The 17,965-nt window shown below is 69.5% G+C and carries 18 protein-coding genes and 1 other RNA gene; 15 read left to right on the top strand and 4 right to left on the bottom strand.

What is annotated here, in order from left to right; genetic code table 11:
• Nucleotides 1–136: 136 nt before the first annotated feature.
• Nucleotides 137–1,162: a tRNA dihydrouridine(20/20a) synthase DusA gene (gene dusA, locus BO64_RS14325; protein ID WP_496403986.1), complete on the top strand. Its 1,026-nt coding sequence runs from the start codon at nt 137–139 to the stop codon at nt 1,160–1,162.
• Here the strand turns inward: dusA and BO64_RS14320 are convergent.
• The 3 genes from BO64_RS14320 to BO64_RS14310 form a co-directional block, all read right to left on the bottom strand.
• The gene (locus BO64_RS14320) at nt 1,106–1,594 is read right to left on the bottom strand and encodes a TIGR02281 family clan AA aspartic protease (protein ID WP_496404030.1); all 489 of its coding nucleotides are present in this window, start codon (nt 1,592–1,594) and stop codon (nt 1,106–1,108) included. The genes dusA and BO64_RS14320 overlap by 57 nt on opposite strands.
• 131 nt (nt 1,595–1,725) lie before the next feature.
• Nucleotides 1,726–1,932 carry a DUF1289 domain-containing protein gene (locus BO64_RS14315; RefSeq protein WP_496403985.1) on the bottom strand — a complete coding sequence of 69 codons (207 nt, stop codon included), beginning with the start codon at nt 1,930–1,932 and terminating at the stop codon, nt 1,726–1,728.
• Complete coding sequence (locus BO64_RS14310; RefSeq protein ID WP_496403984.1) at nt 1,929–2,354, bottom strand: PaaI family thioesterase; 426 nt, start codon at nt 2,352–2,354, stop codon at nt 1,929–1,931. Before BO64_RS14310 ends, BO64_RS14315 begins: the two co-directional genes overlap by 4 nt.
• Nucleotides 2,355–2,525: 171 nt before the next feature.
• Here BO64_RS14310 and BO64_RS14305 point away from each other — a divergent pair, with 171 nt between their 5' ends.
• Together BO64_RS14305 and BO64_RS14300 are read left to right on the top strand one after the other, a co-directional pair.
• Nucleotides 2,526–2,867 carry a hypothetical protein gene (locus BO64_RS14305; RefSeq protein ID WP_496403983.1) on the top strand — a complete coding sequence of 114 codons (342 nt, stop codon included), beginning with the start codon at nt 2,526–2,528 and terminating at the stop codon, nt 2,865–2,867.
• A gap of 155 nt (nt 2,868–3,022) precedes the next feature.
• Nucleotides 3,023–4,495, top strand: coding sequence for a phospholipase D-like domain-containing protein (locus tag BO64_RS14300; RefSeq protein ID WP_496403982.1), 1,473 nt, complete (start codon nt 3,023–3,025; stop codon nt 4,493–4,495).
• Here BO64_RS14300 and BO64_RS14295 read toward each other — a convergent pair.
• Nucleotides 4,492–5,223 carry an endonuclease/exonuclease/phosphatase family protein gene (locus BO64_RS14295; RefSeq protein WP_496403981.1) on the bottom strand — a complete coding sequence of 244 codons (732 nt, stop codon included), beginning with the start codon at nt 5,221–5,223 and terminating at the stop codon, nt 4,492–4,494. The genes BO64_RS14300 and BO64_RS14295 overlap by 4 nt on opposite strands.
• 223 nt (nt 5,224–5,446) lie before the next feature.
• On the opposite strand from BO64_RS14295, the gene BO64_RS14290 reads away from it, so the two are divergent.
• From BO64_RS14290 to mraY, 12 genes are all read left to right on the top strand, one after another.
• Nucleotides 5,447–6,652: an acyl-CoA dehydrogenase family protein gene (locus BO64_RS14290; RefSeq protein ID WP_496403980.1), complete on the top strand. Its 1,206-nt coding sequence runs from the start codon at nt 5,447–5,449 to the stop codon at nt 6,650–6,652.
• 59 nt (nt 6,653–6,711) lie between these two features.
• Nucleotides 6,712–7,854, top strand: coding sequence for an acyl-CoA dehydrogenase family protein (locus BO64_RS14285; RefSeq protein WP_496403979.1), 1,143 nt, complete (start codon nt 6,712–6,714; stop codon nt 7,852–7,854).
• A 236-nt stretch (nt 7,855–8,090) separates the two neighbouring features.
• On the top strand, nt 8,091–8,984 hold the full coding sequence (locus tag BO64_RS14280) for a DMT family transporter (protein WP_496403978.1): 894 nt from the start codon (nt 8,091–8,093) through the stop codon (nt 8,982–8,984).
• The gene (locus BO64_RS14275) at nt 8,981–9,703 is read left to right on the top strand and encodes an N-acetylmuramoyl-L-alanine amidase (RefSeq protein ID WP_496403977.1); all 723 of its coding nucleotides are present in this window, start codon (nt 8,981–8,983) and stop codon (nt 9,701–9,703) included. The genes BO64_RS14280 and BO64_RS14275 overlap by 4 nt, the downstream gene beginning before the upstream one ends.
• A gap of 66 nt (nt 9,704–9,769) precedes the next feature.
• Nucleotides 9,770–10,167, top strand: an RNA gene (gene rnpB / locus BO64_RS14270) — RNase P RNA component class A.
• Between the two features lie 248 nt (nt 10,168–10,415).
• On the top strand, nt 10,416–10,883 hold the full coding sequence (locus BO64_RS14265; RefSeq protein WP_496403976.1) for a division/cell wall cluster transcriptional repressor MraZ: 468 nt from the start codon (nt 10,416–10,418) through the stop codon (nt 10,881–10,883).
• Complete coding sequence (rsmH, locus tag BO64_RS14260) at nt 10,880–11,812, top strand: 16S rRNA (cytosine(1402)-N(4))-methyltransferase RsmH (protein ID WP_496403975.1); 933 nt, start codon at nt 10,880–10,882, stop codon at nt 11,810–11,812. Before BO64_RS14265 ends, rsmH begins: the two co-directional genes overlap by 4 nt.
• Nucleotides 11,809–12,249, top strand: a complete 441-nt coding sequence (gene ftsL, locus BO64_RS14255; protein ID WP_496403974.1) for a cell division protein FtsL — start codon at nt 11,809–11,811, stop codon at nt 12,247–12,249. Before rsmH ends, ftsL begins: the two co-directional genes overlap by 4 nt.
• Nucleotides 12,246–13,994: a peptidoglycan D,D-transpeptidase FtsI family protein gene (locus BO64_RS14250; protein ID WP_496403973.1), complete on the top strand. Its 1,749-nt coding sequence runs from the start codon at nt 12,246–12,248 to the stop codon at nt 13,992–13,994. The genes ftsL and BO64_RS14250 overlap by 4 nt, the downstream gene beginning before the upstream one ends.
• The gene (locus BO64_RS14245; RefSeq protein ID WP_496403972.1) at nt 13,994–15,442 is read left to right on the top strand and encodes a UDP-N-acetylmuramoyl-L-alanyl-D-glutamate--2,6-diaminopimelate ligase; all 1,449 of its coding nucleotides are present in this window, start codon (nt 13,994–13,996) and stop codon (nt 15,440–15,442) included. Before BO64_RS14250 ends, BO64_RS14245 begins: the two co-directional genes overlap by 1 nt.
• Nucleotides 15,435–16,841, top strand: a complete 1,407-nt coding sequence (locus BO64_RS14240; protein WP_496403971.1) for a UDP-N-acetylmuramoyl-tripeptide--D-alanyl-D-alanine ligase — start codon at nt 15,435–15,437, stop codon at nt 16,839–16,841. The genes BO64_RS14245 and BO64_RS14240 overlap by 8 nt, the downstream gene beginning before the upstream one ends.
• Nucleotides 16,841–17,950 (top strand): phospho-N-acetylmuramoyl-pentapeptide-transferase, encoded by a 1,110-nt coding sequence (mraY, locus tag BO64_RS14235; protein WP_496403970.1) that lies wholly within the window; start codon nt 16,841–16,843, stop codon nt 17,948–17,950. Before BO64_RS14240 ends, mraY begins: the two co-directional genes overlap by 1 nt.
• The last annotated feature ends 15 nt before the right edge of the window (nt 17,951–17,965 follow it).

Raw genomic sequence — 17,965 nt, 5'->3', positions numbered from 1 at the left:
CGGCGTTGCGCCGCCTCGCCTTGGGCGGGGCTCTCGCCTACATAGCGCCCTCGCCGGCGCATAGGGCCGCGCCGGCGCCGGAGCAGGCTGCGTGGACGTCGCGACAATCGATCGCCAGGTGCTAGGGAGGGGGCCGATGAGTATCGCGCCCCACCGCTTTTCCGTCGCCCCGATGATGGACTGGACCGACCGGCATTGCCGGGTCCTGCATCGGACGCTGTCGACGCGCGCCTTGCTCTACACCGAGATGCTGACCACTGGCGCGGTGCTGCACGGCGATCGTGAGCGGCTGCTGGCCTACAGCCCGGCGGAGCATCCCGTGGCCCTGCAGCTGGGCGGCTCGGAGCCCGCCGAGCTGGCGGCGGCCGCGCGGATCGGCGAGGCCGAGGGCTATGACGAAATCAACCTGAACGTGGGCTGCCCGTCCGACCGGGTGCAGTCGGGACGGTTCGGCGCCTGCCTCATGCGCGAGCCGGAGCTGGTGGCCGAATGCATGGCCGCGATCCGGGCTGCGGTGAAGGTCCCGGCCACGGTGAAGTGCCGGATCGGCGTGGACGACCAGGACCCCGAGCAGAGCCTCTTCACTCTCGTGGACCTGTGCGCCCAAGCCGGGGTGACAAGCTTTGTCGTCCATGCCCGCAAGGCCTGGCTTCAGGGGCTCTCGCCCAAGGAAAATCGGGACATTCCGCCCCTGGACTATCCGCTGGTCTACCGCCTGAAGCGCGAGCGGCCCGACCTGACCATCGTCATCAACGGCGGCGTCGGCTCCCTGGACGAGGCCGAGGCTCATCTGGCGCATGTGGACGGAGTGATGCTGGGGCGCGCCGCCTACCATACGCCGGACCTGCTGGGGGCGGTGGATGCGCGAATCTTCGGCGAAGATCGGCGCATGGGGCCGTTCGAGGCGGTGGAGGCCTACAGGCCCTATGTGGCCGCGCAGCTGGCGGCGGGAACCCACCTGGCGGCCATGACCCGTCACATGCTGGGCCTGTTCCACGGCGTGCCGGGGGCGCGGGCCTGGCGCCGCATCCTGACGGTGGAGGGCGTGAACCCCGGGGCCGGGCTGGAGGTCATCGACCGGGCTTTGGCGGCGGTCGTCGAGGCCTCACGGCTGAAGGAAGAGCGCCTCGCGGGTGGCCTCGAAGCGGGCGAGGCGGCCTAGGTAGGTCATCCCCAGGAGCGAGGTGTCGAGCCCCTTCTCTATCACCAGGGCCCGGACGTCGTCCAGGCGCGCGCCATTGACCGACACCGACGAGAGCGTGACGGGCGCCGCCCGCGAGCGGCCGCCGGCGGTGGTCACCCTGAGCGCGTAGTTCAGATCCTGGGGCCGGAAGCCCAGGCGCTCGGCGTCGGCGGGGGTGAGCGCCACGGCGGTCGCGCCGGTGTCCACCAGAAAGCGGACGGGCTGGCCGTTGACCCGCCCCTCGGCCCAGAAGTGGCCGTCGGCCGCCTTGAGTACGGCCGCCGCCGGCGGGGCGGCGTGTGCGGGGCCGGGAAGGAAGCCGGGGACTTCGAGGCGGGCGAGGCGCAGAGGCTGGGGGGCGAAGGCCAGCATGGCCCCGGCGCTGAGGCAGGCGGATGCGCCGGCGATCATGGCCACCAAGGAATATCGCGCCAGACTCGTCACTCGCCCCAAGCACCTTCACGACGGCCTAGCGGCCCTCCACTGGCCGCGGAGCGTAGGGCGGGAGCCTTTTCAACCGGTGAATCGGGTGGTGCGACCTTTCAGAGCATGCCCAGCTTCTCGGGCCGGATGAGGGCGCGCCGCGAGGGCAGTTCGGCCATGATCCGCTCGCGGTCGGTCTCGCTCAGCCGGGCCCAGGTCGCCACCTCGTTGAGGCGGCGGAAGCAGCCCAGGCAAAGGCCGCTCTCGCCGTCCACGACGCACACCTTGATGCACGGGGTCCGGATCGGGGCGGGCGGCTGGTTCATGCGGGCAGAGCGTAGGTGACATTGGCCTGGGCGGCCAGACGTTCGGGACCTTCGGTCCAGAGGCGCACGTCGCACACGGCCATGCGACGTCCCAGGCGCAGCAGCTCGGCCTCGGCGGTCAGGTCTCCGGGCCTGGCGCCGCGCAGGAAGCTCATGTTGAGCTGGGACGTCACCGCCATCAGCTGGTCGCCCACATGGGCCAGCACCAGGGCGTAGGCGGCGCTGTCGGCCAGGGCCATCAGGGTCGGCCCCGAGATTACCCCGCCGGGGCGCAGCAGCCCCTCGCCGTACGGCCTCACCATCCGCACGCGGCCCGGCGCGACCTCGACCACATGTGGGCCGGTCCGGCTGATCCCGGGAAAGGCAGTCTCGAGAAGGGCGTTGACGCCGGCGGCGTCGAGTTTCGGCGCGGGTGCGGTCATGGGGGAAGGGTGAAGCAGAACGCCGTTTCATTACAAGAAGTTTATCGTAACAGGTAACAATGACGTATCATTGCCAAATATTCATGATTGAATAGTATTCATTGCAGCTTGTTCATTTGAGTTTATCCGCGGCGGAGGACAGTTTAATCGCAGTTTCTAGGGAGACATCTTATGAAGTTCGCCGCCATCGCCATCACCGCTGTCGCCCTCGTGAGCGCTGGCTCCGCCGCCGTCGCCGCCCCGCGCGTCTCGGATGTGGACTATCTGCGCGCCAGCCGCTGCAAGGGCCTGGCCGCCTCGATCACCGGCGTCGTCGACGCCGCCGCCATCGACGAGTACCTGAAGTCGGCCCGCGGCGCCCGCCAGCCGGCCGTCTATGAGCGGGCCGACGCCGAATTCCAGAAGGCCAAGCGCGAAGCCCGCAGCGAGGATCGCAAGGCGCGCCTGACCCAGGAACTGACGGGCGGCTGCCAGGCCTATCTCGGCGCCCCGGCTGACATGGCCAAGCGCTGAGGTCCCTCTCGGCCGACCCCAAGCCCGCCCGTCCCTTGCGCGCCGCCGTCACCCCCGGCGGCGCGCTTTTGTCTTGCTTATCCGGCGCTGGAACCGCACCTGAGCCGTAGGGCTTCTTGCAGAACCTTCGGCGGACGTCAGGGACAGGGGCAAGGATGACGATCTTCACACCCGGAGACACGTGCTGGCGCACGGCGGGCGCGGATCGCGTAGCCTTCCTGATCGACAACGAGGCCTATTTCACCGCCGCCTTCGAGGCCATGCAGAAGGCCCGGCGGTCGATCCTGCTGCTGGGCTGGGGCTTCGACCCGCGCACGCGGCTGTTCCCCGACGGCTATGACGGTCCGGCCGATCCCGACGAGGTGGGGCGCATCCTGCTGCGCCTGTCGGCGGCCAGGCCCGAACTCGACATCCGACTGCTGATCTGGAAATCGGCCCTGCCGGTGAGCGCCAGCCAGCAGTTCTTCCCCCACAAGGCCCGGCGGTGGTTCGAGGGAACGAAGATCAAGTTCCGGCTGGACGACCAGGTGCCCTTCGGCGCCTGCCATCACCAGAAGGTGCTGGTGATCGACGACCGGCTGGCGTTCTGCGGCGGCGGCGACATCGCCGTCGATCGCTGGGACACGCCCGGCCATCTCGAGCACGACCCGCGCCGGATCATGCCCGACCAGGACTATCACGCACCCCGGCACGAGGTGATGATGATGGTCGACGGCGAGGCGGCCCGGGCCCTGGGCGACCACTTCCGCACGCGGTGGCGGCGGATGGAGAGGGAAGAGCTGGCGCCGCCGCCCGACGCGGGGGGCGACCCCTGGCCCGACCATGTGCCGCCGCACCTCATCGGGGCCGAGGTGGGCATCGCCCGCACCGAGCCGGCCTGGAAGCAGCCGCGGACCGTGGCCGAGATCAAGGCGCTGACCCTGCGCTGCATCGCCGAGGCCCGGGACGTCATCTATCTCGAGAACCAGTACTTCACCTCGCCGCTGGTGACCGAGGCGCTGGCCGCCCGTCTGGGCGAGCCGGACGGGCCGGAGGTGGTGCTGATCACCACAGGCAAATCGCCGAGCTGGTTCGACCAGCTGACCATGGACCACGCCCGCGGGGCGATGATCTGGCGGCTGCGCGCCGCCGACGTCTTCGGGCGCTTCCGGGCCTTCTATCCCACCACCGCCGGCGGCTCGAAGATCATCGTCCATTCGAAGGTCAGCATCTTCGACGACCGCGTGGTGCGGGTGGGATCGGCCAATCTCAACAACCGCTCGTTCGGCTTCGACACCGAGATCGAACTGGGGGTGGCCTGCGAGGAGGAGACGGCGCGGATGAGCGTCGCGGCCCTGCGTGACCGCCTAGTGGGCCACTTCCTCGGCGTCACCGGCGACGCCGTGACCAAGGCCCGAGCGAGCCTGGGCGGGCTGGTGCCGGCCATCGACGCCCTGAACGGTCAGGGGCGCCTGGTCCCTATCGACCTGTCGCGCCGCTCACACCTGGCCGAGTTCATCTCGGCGTTCCACGTGGGCGACCCCGCGGAGGTGTCCGATTCGTGGCGCCTGGGGCGGCGGCGTCAGCGGCTGTTCGACGAGGCGCGGGCCCAGGCCCTGGAGCGCGGCGGCGGGCGCGCGATCCGCTAGGCGACCTCGAAGTCCATCACCAGGGGCAGATGGTCGGAGGCCACCCGGGTCAGCGGACCGAAGGGGGCGAACACGTCCAGCACCTCGACGCCGGGGCTGACGAACAGGTGATCGATGCGCAGCACCGGCAGCGGCGAAGGGAAGGTCGAGGTGGGCTGCCTGCGCGGGGCCAGGCGGCGGGCCGGCTGCAGTCGGGCGGTGAGGGTGCGGTAGACCACCGAGGTGGCGGTGGCGTTGAAGTCGCCCAGGAGGATGGCCGGCCAGTGGCAGTCGGGATGGTCGAGCCAGGCGGGGCCGGCCAGGTGCGCGGCCTGGATCTGCTGTTCCCTGGGCACGAGCCCCAGATGGGTGTTGATGATCTGCACCGACCGCCCATCGATCTCCACCTCGACCCACAGCGCTCCCCGGGGCTCCAGGGCCTTCATCCGGTCGTAGCCGGGCAGGGGTCCGGTCTTCACGAGGCGGTGCGGATAGGCGGTAAGGATGGCGTCGCCGTAGCGCTCCTCCTCGACCACGAAGGCCGGGTGGAAGTGGCTTGTCATCTTGAGCCGGTCGGCGATCTCGTGGGCCTGGTCGGCGTAGTTGGTCCGTCGCCGGCCGACGTCGAGCTCCTGGAGGGCGACGATGTCGGGGTTCAGCTGGGCGAGAATGTCGGCGATGCGCCCCACGTCCAGCTGGCGGTCGTTCCCGACGCAGCGATGGACGTTGTAGGTGACGATCCGGGGCATGTGACCGTGGTCTGGCCGCGAAGTGCGGCGAAGGCAAGGTCGCCAACCGCGAAAGCCGGCTTCGGTTGCAGATCAGACCATCCAGGGGGCTGAGCCTGCGCTCGTGGAACGCCGGTTCAATTTGGCGACGGTTTACGTTGACGTTAGCGTCATCTTTCCAGCCGGGTGGCGCGCGCGTATAGGGTCGCCGAAGCGGCTTCAAACGCTTGTAAGGGAGACGGCCATGAACCTCGACTTCACGCCAGAAGAGAACGCTTTCCGCGAAGAGGTTCGCGCCTTCATCCGCGACAATTATCCGGCCGAACTGCGCAAGGCGCAGGACGAGCGCCGACCGCTCACCAAGCAAGAGTACCTGCTGTGGCACAAGGTGCTCGCCAAGAAGGGCTGGGTGGCTCCGGGTTGGCCGAAGGAGCTGGGCGGCACGGGCTGGACGCCGACTCAAAAGTACATCTGGTCGGAAGAGACGGCGAAGGCCGACTGCCTGCCGCTGCTGCCGTTCGGCCTGTCGATGCTGGCCCCGGTGATTTACACCTTCGGCACCGACGAGCAGAAGAAGCGCTTCCTGCCGGGCATCTACAACGGCGACGTCTGGTGGTGCCAAGGCTACTCCGAGCCGGGCGCGGGGTCGGACCTCGCCAACCTGAAGACCCGGGCCGAGCGGATCACCGCCGACGACGGCAAGGAATACTACATCGTCAACGGCCAGAAGACCTGGACCACCCTCGGCCAGCACGCCGACTGGGGCTTCTTCCTGGTCCGCACGGACCCTGACGCCAAGCCGCAGTCGGGCATCTCCTTCCTGCTGATCGACATGAAGACGCCGGGCATCACCGTGCGTCCGATCATCACCCTGGAGGGCGGCCACGAGGTCAACGACGTCTTCCTCGACAATGTGAAGGTGCCGGTCGAGAACCGGATCTTCCACGAGAACCAGGGCTGGACCTGCGCCAAGGCGCTGCTGGCGCACGAGCGCACGGGCATCGCCGGCGTGGCGCGCTCGAAGCGCAATCTGGAGAAGCTGCGCAAGATCGCCGCCACCGAACGTTCGGACGCCGGCGGCTCGCTGATCGGCGACGCCTTCTTCCGCCGCAAGCTGGCCGAGCTGGAGATCGACCTCACCGCCCTGGAGTTCACCGAGCTGCGCACCCTGGCCGGCGAGTCGAGCGGCAAGGGCCCGGGCCCGGAGAGCTCGATCCTCAAGATCAAGGGCACCGAGATTCAGCAGCGCCTGCAGGAGCTGGCGCTGGAGGCGGTGGGCCACTACGGTGCGCCGTTCCTGCGCGACCTGAAGGGCTCGAACATCGCTGTGGGGCCCGAGTATGCTGAGGGCGTGGCGGGCGAATACTTCAACGGCCGTAAGACCTCGATCTACGGCGGTTCGAACGAGATCCAGCGCAACATCATCGCCAAGATGGTCCTGGGCCTCTAAGGCCCAGCCATCCGCCAAAGCCCATACTGCAATCAATTTTCTGAGGAAGCGTCTCTCCGATGGATTTCAGCTTCACCGAAGAACAGTCGATGCTCCGCGACACGGTCGCGAGCTATCTGGCCGACAACTACGACTTCGATAAGCGCCGCGCGGCGCTCGCCAAGGAACCGGGCTGGCGGCCGGACGTCTGGAAGGCCTTCGCGGAGGAGCTGGGCATTCTGGGCGCGCCGTTCTCGGAAGACCTGGGCGGCCTGGGCGGCGGCCCGATCGAGAACATGGTGGTGATGGAAGAACTGGGTAAGGCGCTGGTCGTCGAGCCCTACCTGCCGACCGTGGTGATCGGCGGCGGCTTCCTGAAGCACTCGGGCCACGCGGGCGCGGCCGACCTGATCGGCGGCATCATCGGCGGCCAGAACATCTTCGCCTTCGCCTATGCCGAGCCGCAGGGCCGCTACAACATGGCCGACCTGACGACGACGGCGAAGAAGGACGGCGCGGGCTGGGTCCTGAACGGTCACAAGGCGGTGGTCATCGGCGCGCCCTACGCCACCCACTTCATCGTCACCGCCCGCACCGCCGGCGGTCAGCGCGACGCCCAGGGCGTGTCGGTGTTCATCGTCGAGCGCGGCGCGGCCGGCGTCTCGACCCGCGACTATCCGACCGTGGACGGCTTCCTGGCCTCGGAAGTCTATTTCGAGAACGTCTCGCTCGGCGCCGACGCCCTGATCGGCCCGGCCGACCACGGCCTGCCGCTGGTGGAGAAGGTGGTCGACGAGGCCATCGCCGCCACCTGCGCCGAGGCCTGCGGCGTGCTGCGCCGGCTGCAGGAAGGGACGGTCGAGTACACCAAGCAGCGCAAGCAGTTCGGCGTGCCGATCAGCTCGTTCCAGGTGCTGCAGCACCGGATGGTCGACATGTTCATCAACCTCGAGCAGTCGATCTCGATGACCTACATGGCCAACATCAAGGTCACCGACGACGCCGAGCGGGCCAAGGCGGTTTCGGCCGCCAAGGTGCAGATCGGCAAGGCCTGCAAGTTCGTGGGCGAACAGGCCATCCAGCTGCACGGCGGCATGGGCATGACCGACGAGATGGCCATCGGCCACTACTTCAAGCGGGCGACCATGATCGCCAGCGCCTTCGGCTCGGTGGACCACCACCTGGCCCGTTACGAGGCGCTGAGCCTGGGCCAGGCGGCGTAACCGCCCGCTTCTGACGTGGGGATCGGGAGGCCCGCGGCGGTGACGCCGCGGGCCTCTTGCTATTTGTGCGCCTCGAAAAACGCCGGTCGCCCAGGGCGCCTGTTCCGCTTCCACGAGCATCTGCGCCGGGCGGCGCGGGACGCCGCGAGCCCGCCGGCCGCCGGCTGAGGGATTTCAACGGCCCGGCGCCCGTGCGTGAGGTTGCGGGCGGGGCCGCAGCGCCCTAACCGGGGGCGATGTCTCTCCGCGACTTCGGGCTCCTGGTGCTGGTCTGCCTCATCTGGGCCTCCAACAACATCATCTCGAAGTTTGCGGTGAGCCACCTGGGCGCACCGCCGCTGTTCTACGCCGCCGTGCGCTTCGCCGTGGTGGTGCTGGCGGTCTTCCCCTGGCTGCGCCCTCTGCCCCGGCCGCTCTGGCGCATGGTGCTGGTGGGCCTGCTGATGGGCGGCGGCAACTTCGCCCTGCTGTTCGTTGGGCTGCAGACAGCGACGCCCTCCGCCGTGGCGGTGGTGGTCCAACTCGGCGTGCCGATCACCACCCTGCTGTCGATGTTCATGCTTGGCGAACAGATCCGCTGGCGCCGGGGGATCGGCATGGCCCTGACCCTGGCCGGCGCCCTGGCGGTGATGTGGGACCCGGGCGGCTTCGTCCTGTCGCCCGGGCTGATGTTCGTGGTGGCCGCCGCCTTCACCGGCTCGCTGGGGGCGGTGATGATGAAACAGATGGAGGGGATCAAGCCGCTGCAGTTCCAGGCCTGGGTGGGGCTCTCCTCGCTGCTGCCGCTCATCGCGCTGTCGGCTTGGCTTGAGCGAGGACAGGTCCACGCGGGGCTGCTCGGCGAATGGCGGTTCTGGGCGGCGGCGGTTTATTCCGGGCTCGTGGTCTCGGTGGTCGCCCACACCCTCTACTACGGCCTGATCCAGCGCTATGAAGCGACCCTGATCTCGCCGTTGACGCTCATGACCCCGCTAGCCACCATCGCGCTCGGCGTGGCGCTGCTGGGCGACCCGTTCGGGCCGCGGATGGTGCTGGGCACGGCGCTTGCCCTGGCCGGGGTGCTGATCATCGCCCTGCGCCGCAACCAGGTGATGCCGCTGCTGCTCGCCCTCTGGAACCGTTCGCAATGACCTTCATCGAGGCGCCGTCCCCGAACTTCAGCCCCCGTACGGCCCCGCCGGATACGCTGGTCCTGCACTACACGGGCATGGAGACCGGCGAGGGGGCCCTGGAACGCCTGCGCGATCCCGAGGCCAAGGTCTCGTCGCATTACCTGGTGGAAGAGGATGGCCGGATCTTCCGACTGGTGCCGGAGGAGCGGCGGGCGTGGCATGCGGGCGTGTCGTTCTGGAAGGGGCGGCGGAGCCTCAATGACACCTCCATCGGCATCGAGATCGTCAATCCCGGCCATGAATGGGGCTATCGGGCGTTTCCAGAGGCGCAGGTCCGGGCCGTGATCGCGCTCACGGCCGACATCCGCAGCCGGTGGATGATCGACGATGGCCACATCGTCGGCCATTCCGACATCGCCCCCGACCGCAAGATCGATCCTGGCGAACTGTTCCCCTGGAAGCGCCTGGCCGAGGCCGGCCATGGCCTGTGGGCCGAGGCGCCCGCCGCGCCGGGGGCGGCGATCGGCGAGGGCGAGGAAGGCGCGGCGGTGTTCGCCCTGCAGGCCGGGCTGACGCGCCTGGGCTATGACCTGCCGCCGTCCGGCCAGTACGACGCCCGCACCACCACGGTGGTTAGCGCCTTCCAGCGACACTGGCGGCCTGAGCGGATCGACGGAGTGGCCGATGGCGAGACCCGCGCCCGCCTCATCGCCCTGCTGCGCCTGGCGGCGGGCTAGCCTGCCAGAGGCCGGAAGCGCTGGGCGCTTGACTCTGCAGGGCGTTCGCTCACCTTCCGCTCCGGATCAGACGGCCGGGCGGTCGCGGGCCTTCCCAGCGAAGGCTCGAGGAAAGTCCGGGCTCCACGACGACATGGCGGCGGGTAACGCCCGCCGGGGGCGACCCCAGGGATAGCGCCACAGAAAGCAAACCGCCCCGGCTTGCCGGGGTAAGGGTGAAAGGGTGGGGTAAGAGCCCACCGGGCCGCTGGTAACAAAGGCCGCATGGCAAGCCCCGCCAGGAGCAAGACCGAATAGGGATCCCGCGCCGGGCAAGTCCTTCACGGGAAACTGCCGGCAAGGCCGTCGTCGGCCCGAGGGATCCGGGTTGGTCGCGAGAACCGTCCCGCGAGGGCCGGTCCAGAGGAATGATCGCCGCGCCCGTAAGGGCGGCACAGAACCCGGCTTACAGGCCGTCTGATCCGCACGCCTTCAGCTCCGAAATCCGCCGGCCCGGTCGGCGGCGATGGGTGTTCAATGTATGTTCTGAGGATGGTCCTGATCGGCCCATCAGGTGCGGCCCGTGCCCCACGATTTCAGCCCTGTTTAGGCATTTGGTGTCATTGTATCCCAGTTGATCCCATGATACCCCAATCAACGTCTCGCTAACCAAAAGCTGCGTTGGGGCGCCGCCGCGGGGTTTTGGGCGAGGGTGGCAGGGGACTGGGCCGGGATGTTTCTCTCGACCTTCGAGAAACAGCTGGACGCCAAGCGGCGCATCGTCGTGCCGCAGGAATTCCGCGCGCTCGCCGCCGGCCCCTTCGACGGCGTGTTCTGCTTCCCCTCCATCGAGGCCGACTGCATCGAAGGCGGCGGCAAGGCCCTGTTCGACCGCTACAACAGCGTCATCGAGGAACTGGAGTTCGGCGATCCCCTGCGCTCGGCTCTGGAGACCTCGGTCCTCGGCGGCATGGCCAAGCTGTCGTTCGACACCGCCGGCCGCATCACCCTGCCCGAGAGCCTTTGCGAGATGTTCGGTCTCACCGACTGGGTGACGATCGTGGGTCTCGGCGACCGCTTCCAGATCTGGGAGCGCGAGGCCTTCAACGCCCACCGCGCCGCCCAGCGTGAACTGGCTCGGCAGGGGCTGGCCCAGCTGCGCGCCCAGCAGCGGGCCGCCCGTCTGGGAGGCGTCGGATGACGGGTCCGCACATCCCCGTCCTGATGAACGAGGTCGTGGACGCGCTCGCCCCCGCGCCCGGCCAGATCATCGTCGATGGCACCTTCGGGGCCGGCGGCTATACGCGCGCCATCCTTGCCACCGGCGCGTCCGTCACGGCCTTTGATCGCGATCCCACGGTGAAGCGCTTTACGGACGGCCTGCCCGGCGACCGTTTCCGCCTGGTGGAGGTGCGCTTCTCGGAAATGAGCGAGGTGCTGGGCGAGGCCAGCGTCGATGGCGTGGCCCTCGATCTCGGCGTCTCGTCCATGCAACTCGATGAGGCCGAGCGTGGCTTCTCGTTCCTGCATGACGGGCCGCTGGACATGCGGATGGGGGCGAGCGGTCTCACCGCCGCCGACCTCGTGAACACCGCAGATCCGGCCGAGCTGGCGCGGATCTTCTTCGTCTATGGCGAGGAGCGGGAAAGCCGCCGGATCGCCCGGGCCATCGCCAAGCGTCGCGAGGAGCAGCCCTTCACGCGCACCCTGGAACTGGCGGAGTTCATCGAGCGGACGCTGGGCGGCCGGCGCGGGGCCAAGATCCATCCGGCCACCCGGTCGTTCCAGGGCCTTCGTATCGCCGTGAACGAGGAGCTTTCCGAACTGGAGGCCGGCCTGGCTGCGGCCGAGCGCGTGCTGAAGCCGCAGGGCCGTCTCTGCGTCGTCACGTTCCATTCGCTGGAAGACAGAATCGTGAAGAGCTTCCTGCAGGTGCGAGCGGGCAGAACGCCGGCGGGATCGCGCCATGCGCCGCCGGTCCAGAAGGGCCCGGCGCCCAGCTTCCAGCTCCTGTTCAACGGCGCGCGCGGTCCGTCCGAGGTGGAGGTGGCCGCAAACCCCCGGGCCCGCTCGGCGAAGCTGAGGGCGGCCGTGCGCACCGATGCGCCGGTCTGGAGGGATGCGGCATGAGCCTGCTGGATCGGAAAGTTCGCGGCTTCCGCCTCGTGGACCTGATCGGCGTGAGCCTGCTGGTGGTCCTCATCCTCGGCGTCTATCTGGCCAAGACCATCGCCGGGCGTGAGCGCGCCGAGATCGCCGCCGTCGAGCGACAGATCAAGGCCGAACAGACCCGCATCCGCCTGCTGCAGGCCGAGGTCGCCCACCTGGAGCAGCCCGGACGCATCGAGCGGCTGTCGGTGGGCTATCTGAAGATGGAGCCGGTGACCGCGGGCCGCGAAGCCACGGTCGAGCAGATCATCGACATCGCCCGGGCTGGCCCGCCCAAGAAGGAGAAGCCGGTCTCCATCGTGGCCGCCATGGTCAACGAGAGCGACGCCATCCCCGGCGTGCCGCCGCCTCCGCCGCCGGAGGCCCTGCCGCTGCGCATCGCAGAGGCGAGCCGATGAGCTTTGGCGAGTCATCGCTGCGCGCTTCGCTGCTGTCGCGGTGGCTGTCCGAGCGCGTCTGGGGGCTGGAGCATGCCTTCGAGCGGGCCCGCGCCTCGGGGCGCGCCGAGGACGACACGCGCCTGCGCATCTTCTTCGTCCTGGTGCTTTTCGCGATCGGGTTCGTGATCCTGGCCATCGGCGCCACACGGGCGGCGCTGTTCTCGGACGCGGCGCGGGCGGACGGCCGGGTGGCGCCCGCCGCCACCACCCGCGCGGACCTGGTCGACCGCAACGGCATGCTGCTGGCGGCCGACCTGCTGCACTACGGCCTCTACATCGACCCCCGGGAAATCTGGGAGCCCGAGGAGACCCGCCGGGCTCTGCTGGCGGCCCTGCCGAACCTCGATCCCAACCGCCTGGAGCGGGCCCTGCGCGGCAATCGCCGCATCTTCGTCCTGGGCGCCCTGACGCCCGAGCAGCGGAACAAGGTGCACGCCCTGGGCCTGCCGGGCGTGAGCTTCGAGCCCGAGCAGCGCCGGGTCTATCCCCTGGGCACCTCGGCGGCGCACTTCATCGGCTTCTCCGACGCTGGCGGCGAGGGCATCGCCGGGGCCGAGGCGGCGCTGAACGAGGAGATCCGCGCGGCGGCGGGCGGCCAGATTCCGCTGTCCATCGACCTGCGCGTCCAGGGCGCCTTGGAGGACGAGCTCTACAAGGCGGTCCACGAGTTCACGCCCAAGGGCGCCGTGGGCCTAGTGACCGACGTCCACACCGGCGAGATCCTGGGGATGGCCAGCTGGCCCGTCTATGACCCCAACAAGCCAGGCAAGGCCGGCGTCTACGCCCAGACCAACCGGGCGGCGGCGACGGTCTTCGAGATGGGCTCGACCTTCAAGGCGTTCACCGTCGCCATCGGCCTGGACACGGGCGTGGCCACGCCCAACAGCACCTTCGACGCCACCCAGCCCTTCAAGCTGGGCTACCGGACCATCCACGACTACCACGCCGCGCGTAAGGTGCTGACGCTGGTGGAGGTGTTCCAGCACTCGTCCAACATCGGTACGGCCAAGCTGGCGGTGGCCATCGGCCCGCAGCGCATGGGCGACTATTTCAAGCGCCTGGGCCTGACCGAGCCCGCGCCGGTGGAGCTGATCGAGACCGCCCGGCCGCTGACGCCCAAGGTGTGGAACGAGGACGCCGTCGCCTCGACCTCGTTCGGCCACGGGATCAACGTCACGCCCCTGGCCCTGGCCCGGGCCTACAACACCATCCTGAACGGTGGTCGGCTGATCCCGTTGACGATCCTCAAGAAGGAGCCGGGCGAGTCGGTCGAAGGGCGGCAGGTGATGTCCGAGCGAACCTCCCTGCAGATGCTGTCGATCATGCGCGCCAATGTGGCGGGTGAGGCGGGCAGCGGCCGGTCGGCCAACATTCCGGGCCTGTCGGTGGGCGGCAAGACCGGCACCGGCGAGAAGTACGACCCGGCCATCCGCGGCTACAACCGCAAGCGCCAGGTGTCGTCGTTCGCGGCGGTGTTCCCCACCAATGGGCCGGTGGAGGCCAAGCGCTACTTCGTGCTGATCCTGCTGGACGAGCCGCACGGCACGGCGCGGTCGGCCGGCTACGCCACCGGCGGCTGGGTGGCCGCCCCTGCCGCGGGCCGGGTCATCGAGCGCATCGCGCCGTTCCTGGGCGTGCAGCGCCAACCTGAGATCGCCGAGATCGCGCCGGCCGGCGCGACGCCGGTGGGGGACGGTCAGTGATGCGCCTGTCCGCCATCGTGAAACGCGGCCTGACGGTGGATCCCGAGATCACCGGCGTCACCGCCGACAGCCGCAAGGTGAAGCCAGGTTCGCTGTTCGCCGCCCTGCCCGGCAGCAAGGCGGACGGGGCGGCCTTCGCCGCGCAAGCCGTGCAGGCCGGCGCCGCCGCCGTGATCGCCGACCGGGACCTGGGCCTGCCGGTCCCCATCGTCCTGGCCCGCGATCCGCGCCGGGCCTACGCCCTGGCCGCCGCCGAGTTCTGGGGGCATCAGCCGCAGGTCTGCGTCGCGGTCACCGGCACCAACGGCAAGACCTCGGTGGCCAATTTCTGCCGCCAGATGTTCGCCCGCGCCGGCCGCACCTCGGCCAGCATGGGCACCCTGGGCGTCACGGTCTCGCGTCCGGACGGCACGCACGAGCAACTGACCCCGCCGGGCCTGACCACGCCTGACGCCGCCGACGTGGCCGAATGGCTGGCCAAGCTCGCCTCCATGGGTGTCTCGCACTTCGCCATGGAGGCCTCGTCGCACGGGATCGACCAGCGCCGCCTGGACGGCGTGCGGCTGACCGCGGCGGGCTATCTGAACCTGACGCAGGACCACCTGGACTACCACGGCACCATGGAGACCTACCGGGCGGCCAAGCTTCGCCTGTTCGACACCCTGCTGCCGCGGGGCGGGACGGCGGTGCTGAACGCCGACAATGACGCCTTCCCGGCCTTCGCCGCCTCGGCCGTGATCGCCGGTCAGTGGGTCATGACCGTGGGCGAAAAGGGCCAGCACCTGAGGCTCGCCCGCCGCGAACTGCTGCCGGAGGGCCAGCGGTTGCACATCCAGTGCGAGGGCCGGGCCTACGATGTGCGCCTGCCGCTGGCGGGCGCCTTCCAGGCCTCCAACGCCCTGGTGGCGGCGGGCCTGTGCCGGGCGGCCGGCCTCACCCTGGACGAGGTCTTTGCGGGGCTGGAGGCCCTGACCGGGGCGCCGGGACGGCTGCAGCGGGTCGGGCAGGGGGCGCGCGGCGGCGAGGCCTATGTGGACTATGCTCATACGCCCGACGGCCTGGAGACGGTGCTCAACGCCCTGCGCCCGCATGTGCGGGGCCGGCTGATCGTGGTGTTCGGGGCGGGCGGCGACCGCGACCGGACCAAGCGACCGCTGATGGGCAGGATCGCCGCCCAACTGGCCGACGTGGCCATCGTCACCGACGACAATCCGCGCTCGGAGGTGCCGGCCGCGATCCGGGCTGAGGTCATGGCCGGCTGCCCGGACGCCACCGAGATCGGCGACCGCCGGGAGGCCATCCGCGCCGCCGCGGCCATGCTGCGCGACGGCGATATCCTGGTAGTGGCCGGCAAGGGCCACGAGCAGGGCCAGATCATCGGCGGCGTGACCCACCCGTTCGACGACGTGGCCGAGACGGCCCAGGCGCTGGAGCTCGTCCATGGCTGAGCCGCTCTGGACCGCCGAGGAGATCGCTGCGGCCACGGGCGGCCGGATCGCCGGCGGTTTCGCGGCCTCCGGCGTCTCCATCGACACCCGGACGCTGGAGCCGGGCGACCTGTTCGTGGCCCTGGCGGGCGTGCGCGATGGCCATGAGTTCGTCGCCCAGGCCCTGGCCAAGGGCGCGGCGGGCGTGCTGGCCGCCCGGGCGGTGGACGCTCCGGCGGTGATGGTGGACGATACCCTCCAGGCTCTGGAGCGGCTGGGCGTGGCGGCCCGGGAGCGGGCGCCTCAGGTCAAGCGCGGCGCGGTGACCGGCTCGGTGGGCAAGACCAGCGTCACCCAGGCGGTCATGGCGGGCCTGAAGCTGGCCGGGCCGGCCCATTCGTCGGTCAAGAGCTACAACAACCACATCGGCGTGCCGCTGACCCTGGCGCGGATGCCGCGCGGGGTGGATCGGGCGGTGTTCGAGATCGGCATGAACCACGCCGACGAGATCCGGCCGCTCACCCGCATGGTGCGGCCGCATTCGGCCGTGGTGACGACGGTGGGGCCCGTCCACACCGAGAACTTCCCCGACGGCGAGACGGGAGTCGCCCGGGCCAAGGCCGAGATTTTCGAAGGGCTGGAGCCCGGCGGCGTGGCCGTGCTGAACGCCGACAACCGCTGGTTCGGCCTGCTCAGGGACGCGGCCGAGGCGGCAGGCGCGACCGTCCGCAGCTTCGGGACGGGCGAGGGCTGTGACGCCCGGCTCATCGATTTCCAGGTCGCGGCGGGGCCGGGCGGCCCGCATGCGGTGGTGCAGGCGCGGCTGGATGGCAAGGCGCTGGACTTCCCGATCCTGCAAACCGGCTTCCACTGGGGCCTGAACAGCATGGCCGTGCTGTTGATGCTCCAGGCCCTGGACGTGGACCTGTCGCACGGCCTCGCCGCCCTCGGCGCCTTCGAGCCCCTGGCCGGGCGTGGCGCCGAGATGGAGATCCCCAAGGACGGCGGAACGTTCACGCTCATCGACGAGAGCTACAACGCCAATCCCATTTCCATGGCCTCGGCCATCGCCACCCTCGGCGCGCGCCAAGTGGCGGGCCGGCGGATCGTGGCGCTCACCGATATGCTCGAACTCGGCGCGGATTCCGACGCATTTCACACGGGTCTGGCGGCGCCGCTGGAGGCTGCGTCAATTGACCTCGTCTTCTGCGCCGGCTCGCAGATGAAATCGCTCTGGGACGCCCTTCCGCCGACTCGGCGCGGGGGTTACGCCGAAACCGCTGCGGAGCTCGCGCCGCAGGTCGTCCAGGCGGTGCAGTCGGGCGATGTGGTCATGGTCAAGGGGTCGAACGGGTCGAAAGCCGGCGCGATCGCGCAGGCCCTGGCCGCGCTCGGCTCGGGGGCAGGAGGGGCGGCCTGATGTTCTACTGGCTGTATGAACAGTTCGCAGCCTCCGGCTACGTCCCGATCCTCAACCTGCTGAAATATCAGACCTTCCGGACGGGCATGGCCATCTTCACGGCCCAGCTCGTGGTGGTCGCCATGGGCTCGCGCTTCATCCGCTGGATGCAGGCCAAGCAGGGCAAGGGCCAGCCGATCCGCTCCGAAGGCATCCAGCGCCACGTGATCGAGAAGGCCGGCACGCCGACCATGGGCGGGGTTATGATCCTGGCCGGTCTGCTCGCCGGGACGCTGCTGTGGAGCGACCTCTCCAATGTCTATGTCTGGGCGGTGGTGATCGTCACCGCCGGCTACGGCCTGCTGGGCTTCCTGGACGATTACGCCAAGGTCGCCAAGCAATCCACGGCGGGGGTCTCGGGCAAGCTGCGCCTGGTGCTGGAGGCGGCGATCGCCATGGCGGCTGTGGCCCTGATCATCGTCTTCGCCCAGAAGCCGGCCCAGACGCCGGAGCTGCTGACTTCGGTGACCTTCCCGATGTTCAAGCAGTACTTCCTCGACCTGAACTGGTTCTACCTGCTGTTCGGGGCCTTCATCATCGTGGGGGCCGCCAATGCGGTGAACTTCACCGACGGGCTCGACGGCTTGGCCACGGTGCCGGTGATGATCGCCGCGGCGGCCTACGGCCTCATCGCCTATCTGGTCGGGAACTTCGTCTTCTCGAACTATCTGCAGCTCCACCACGTGCCCGGGGTCGGCGAGATCTCGGTCTTCTGCGGGGCGCTGATCGGCTCGGGGCTGGGCTTCCTCTGGTACAACGCGCCGCCCGCGAAGATCTTCATGGGCGACACCGGCTCCCTGGCCTTGGGCGGGGCGGTGGGTACGGTGGCGGTGGCCACCCGCCATGAGATTCTCCTGGCGGTGATCGGCGGCCTGTTCGTGGCCGAAACCCTGTCGGTGATCATCCAGGTCGCCTGGTTCAAGCGGACGGGGCGGCGCATCTTCCTGATGGCTCCGATCCACCACCACTTCGAAAAGCTCGGCTGGTCGGAATCGACCGTGGTGATCCGCTTCTGGATCGTTTCCATCATGCTGGCCCTCCTGGGCCTGGCCACCCTCAAGCTGCGGTAGGAGGGCAAGGCGCGG

Source organism: Phenylobacterium composti DSM 19425 (assembly GCF_059568645.1).
This window is presented reverse-complemented; position numbering and strand designations above follow the sequence as displayed.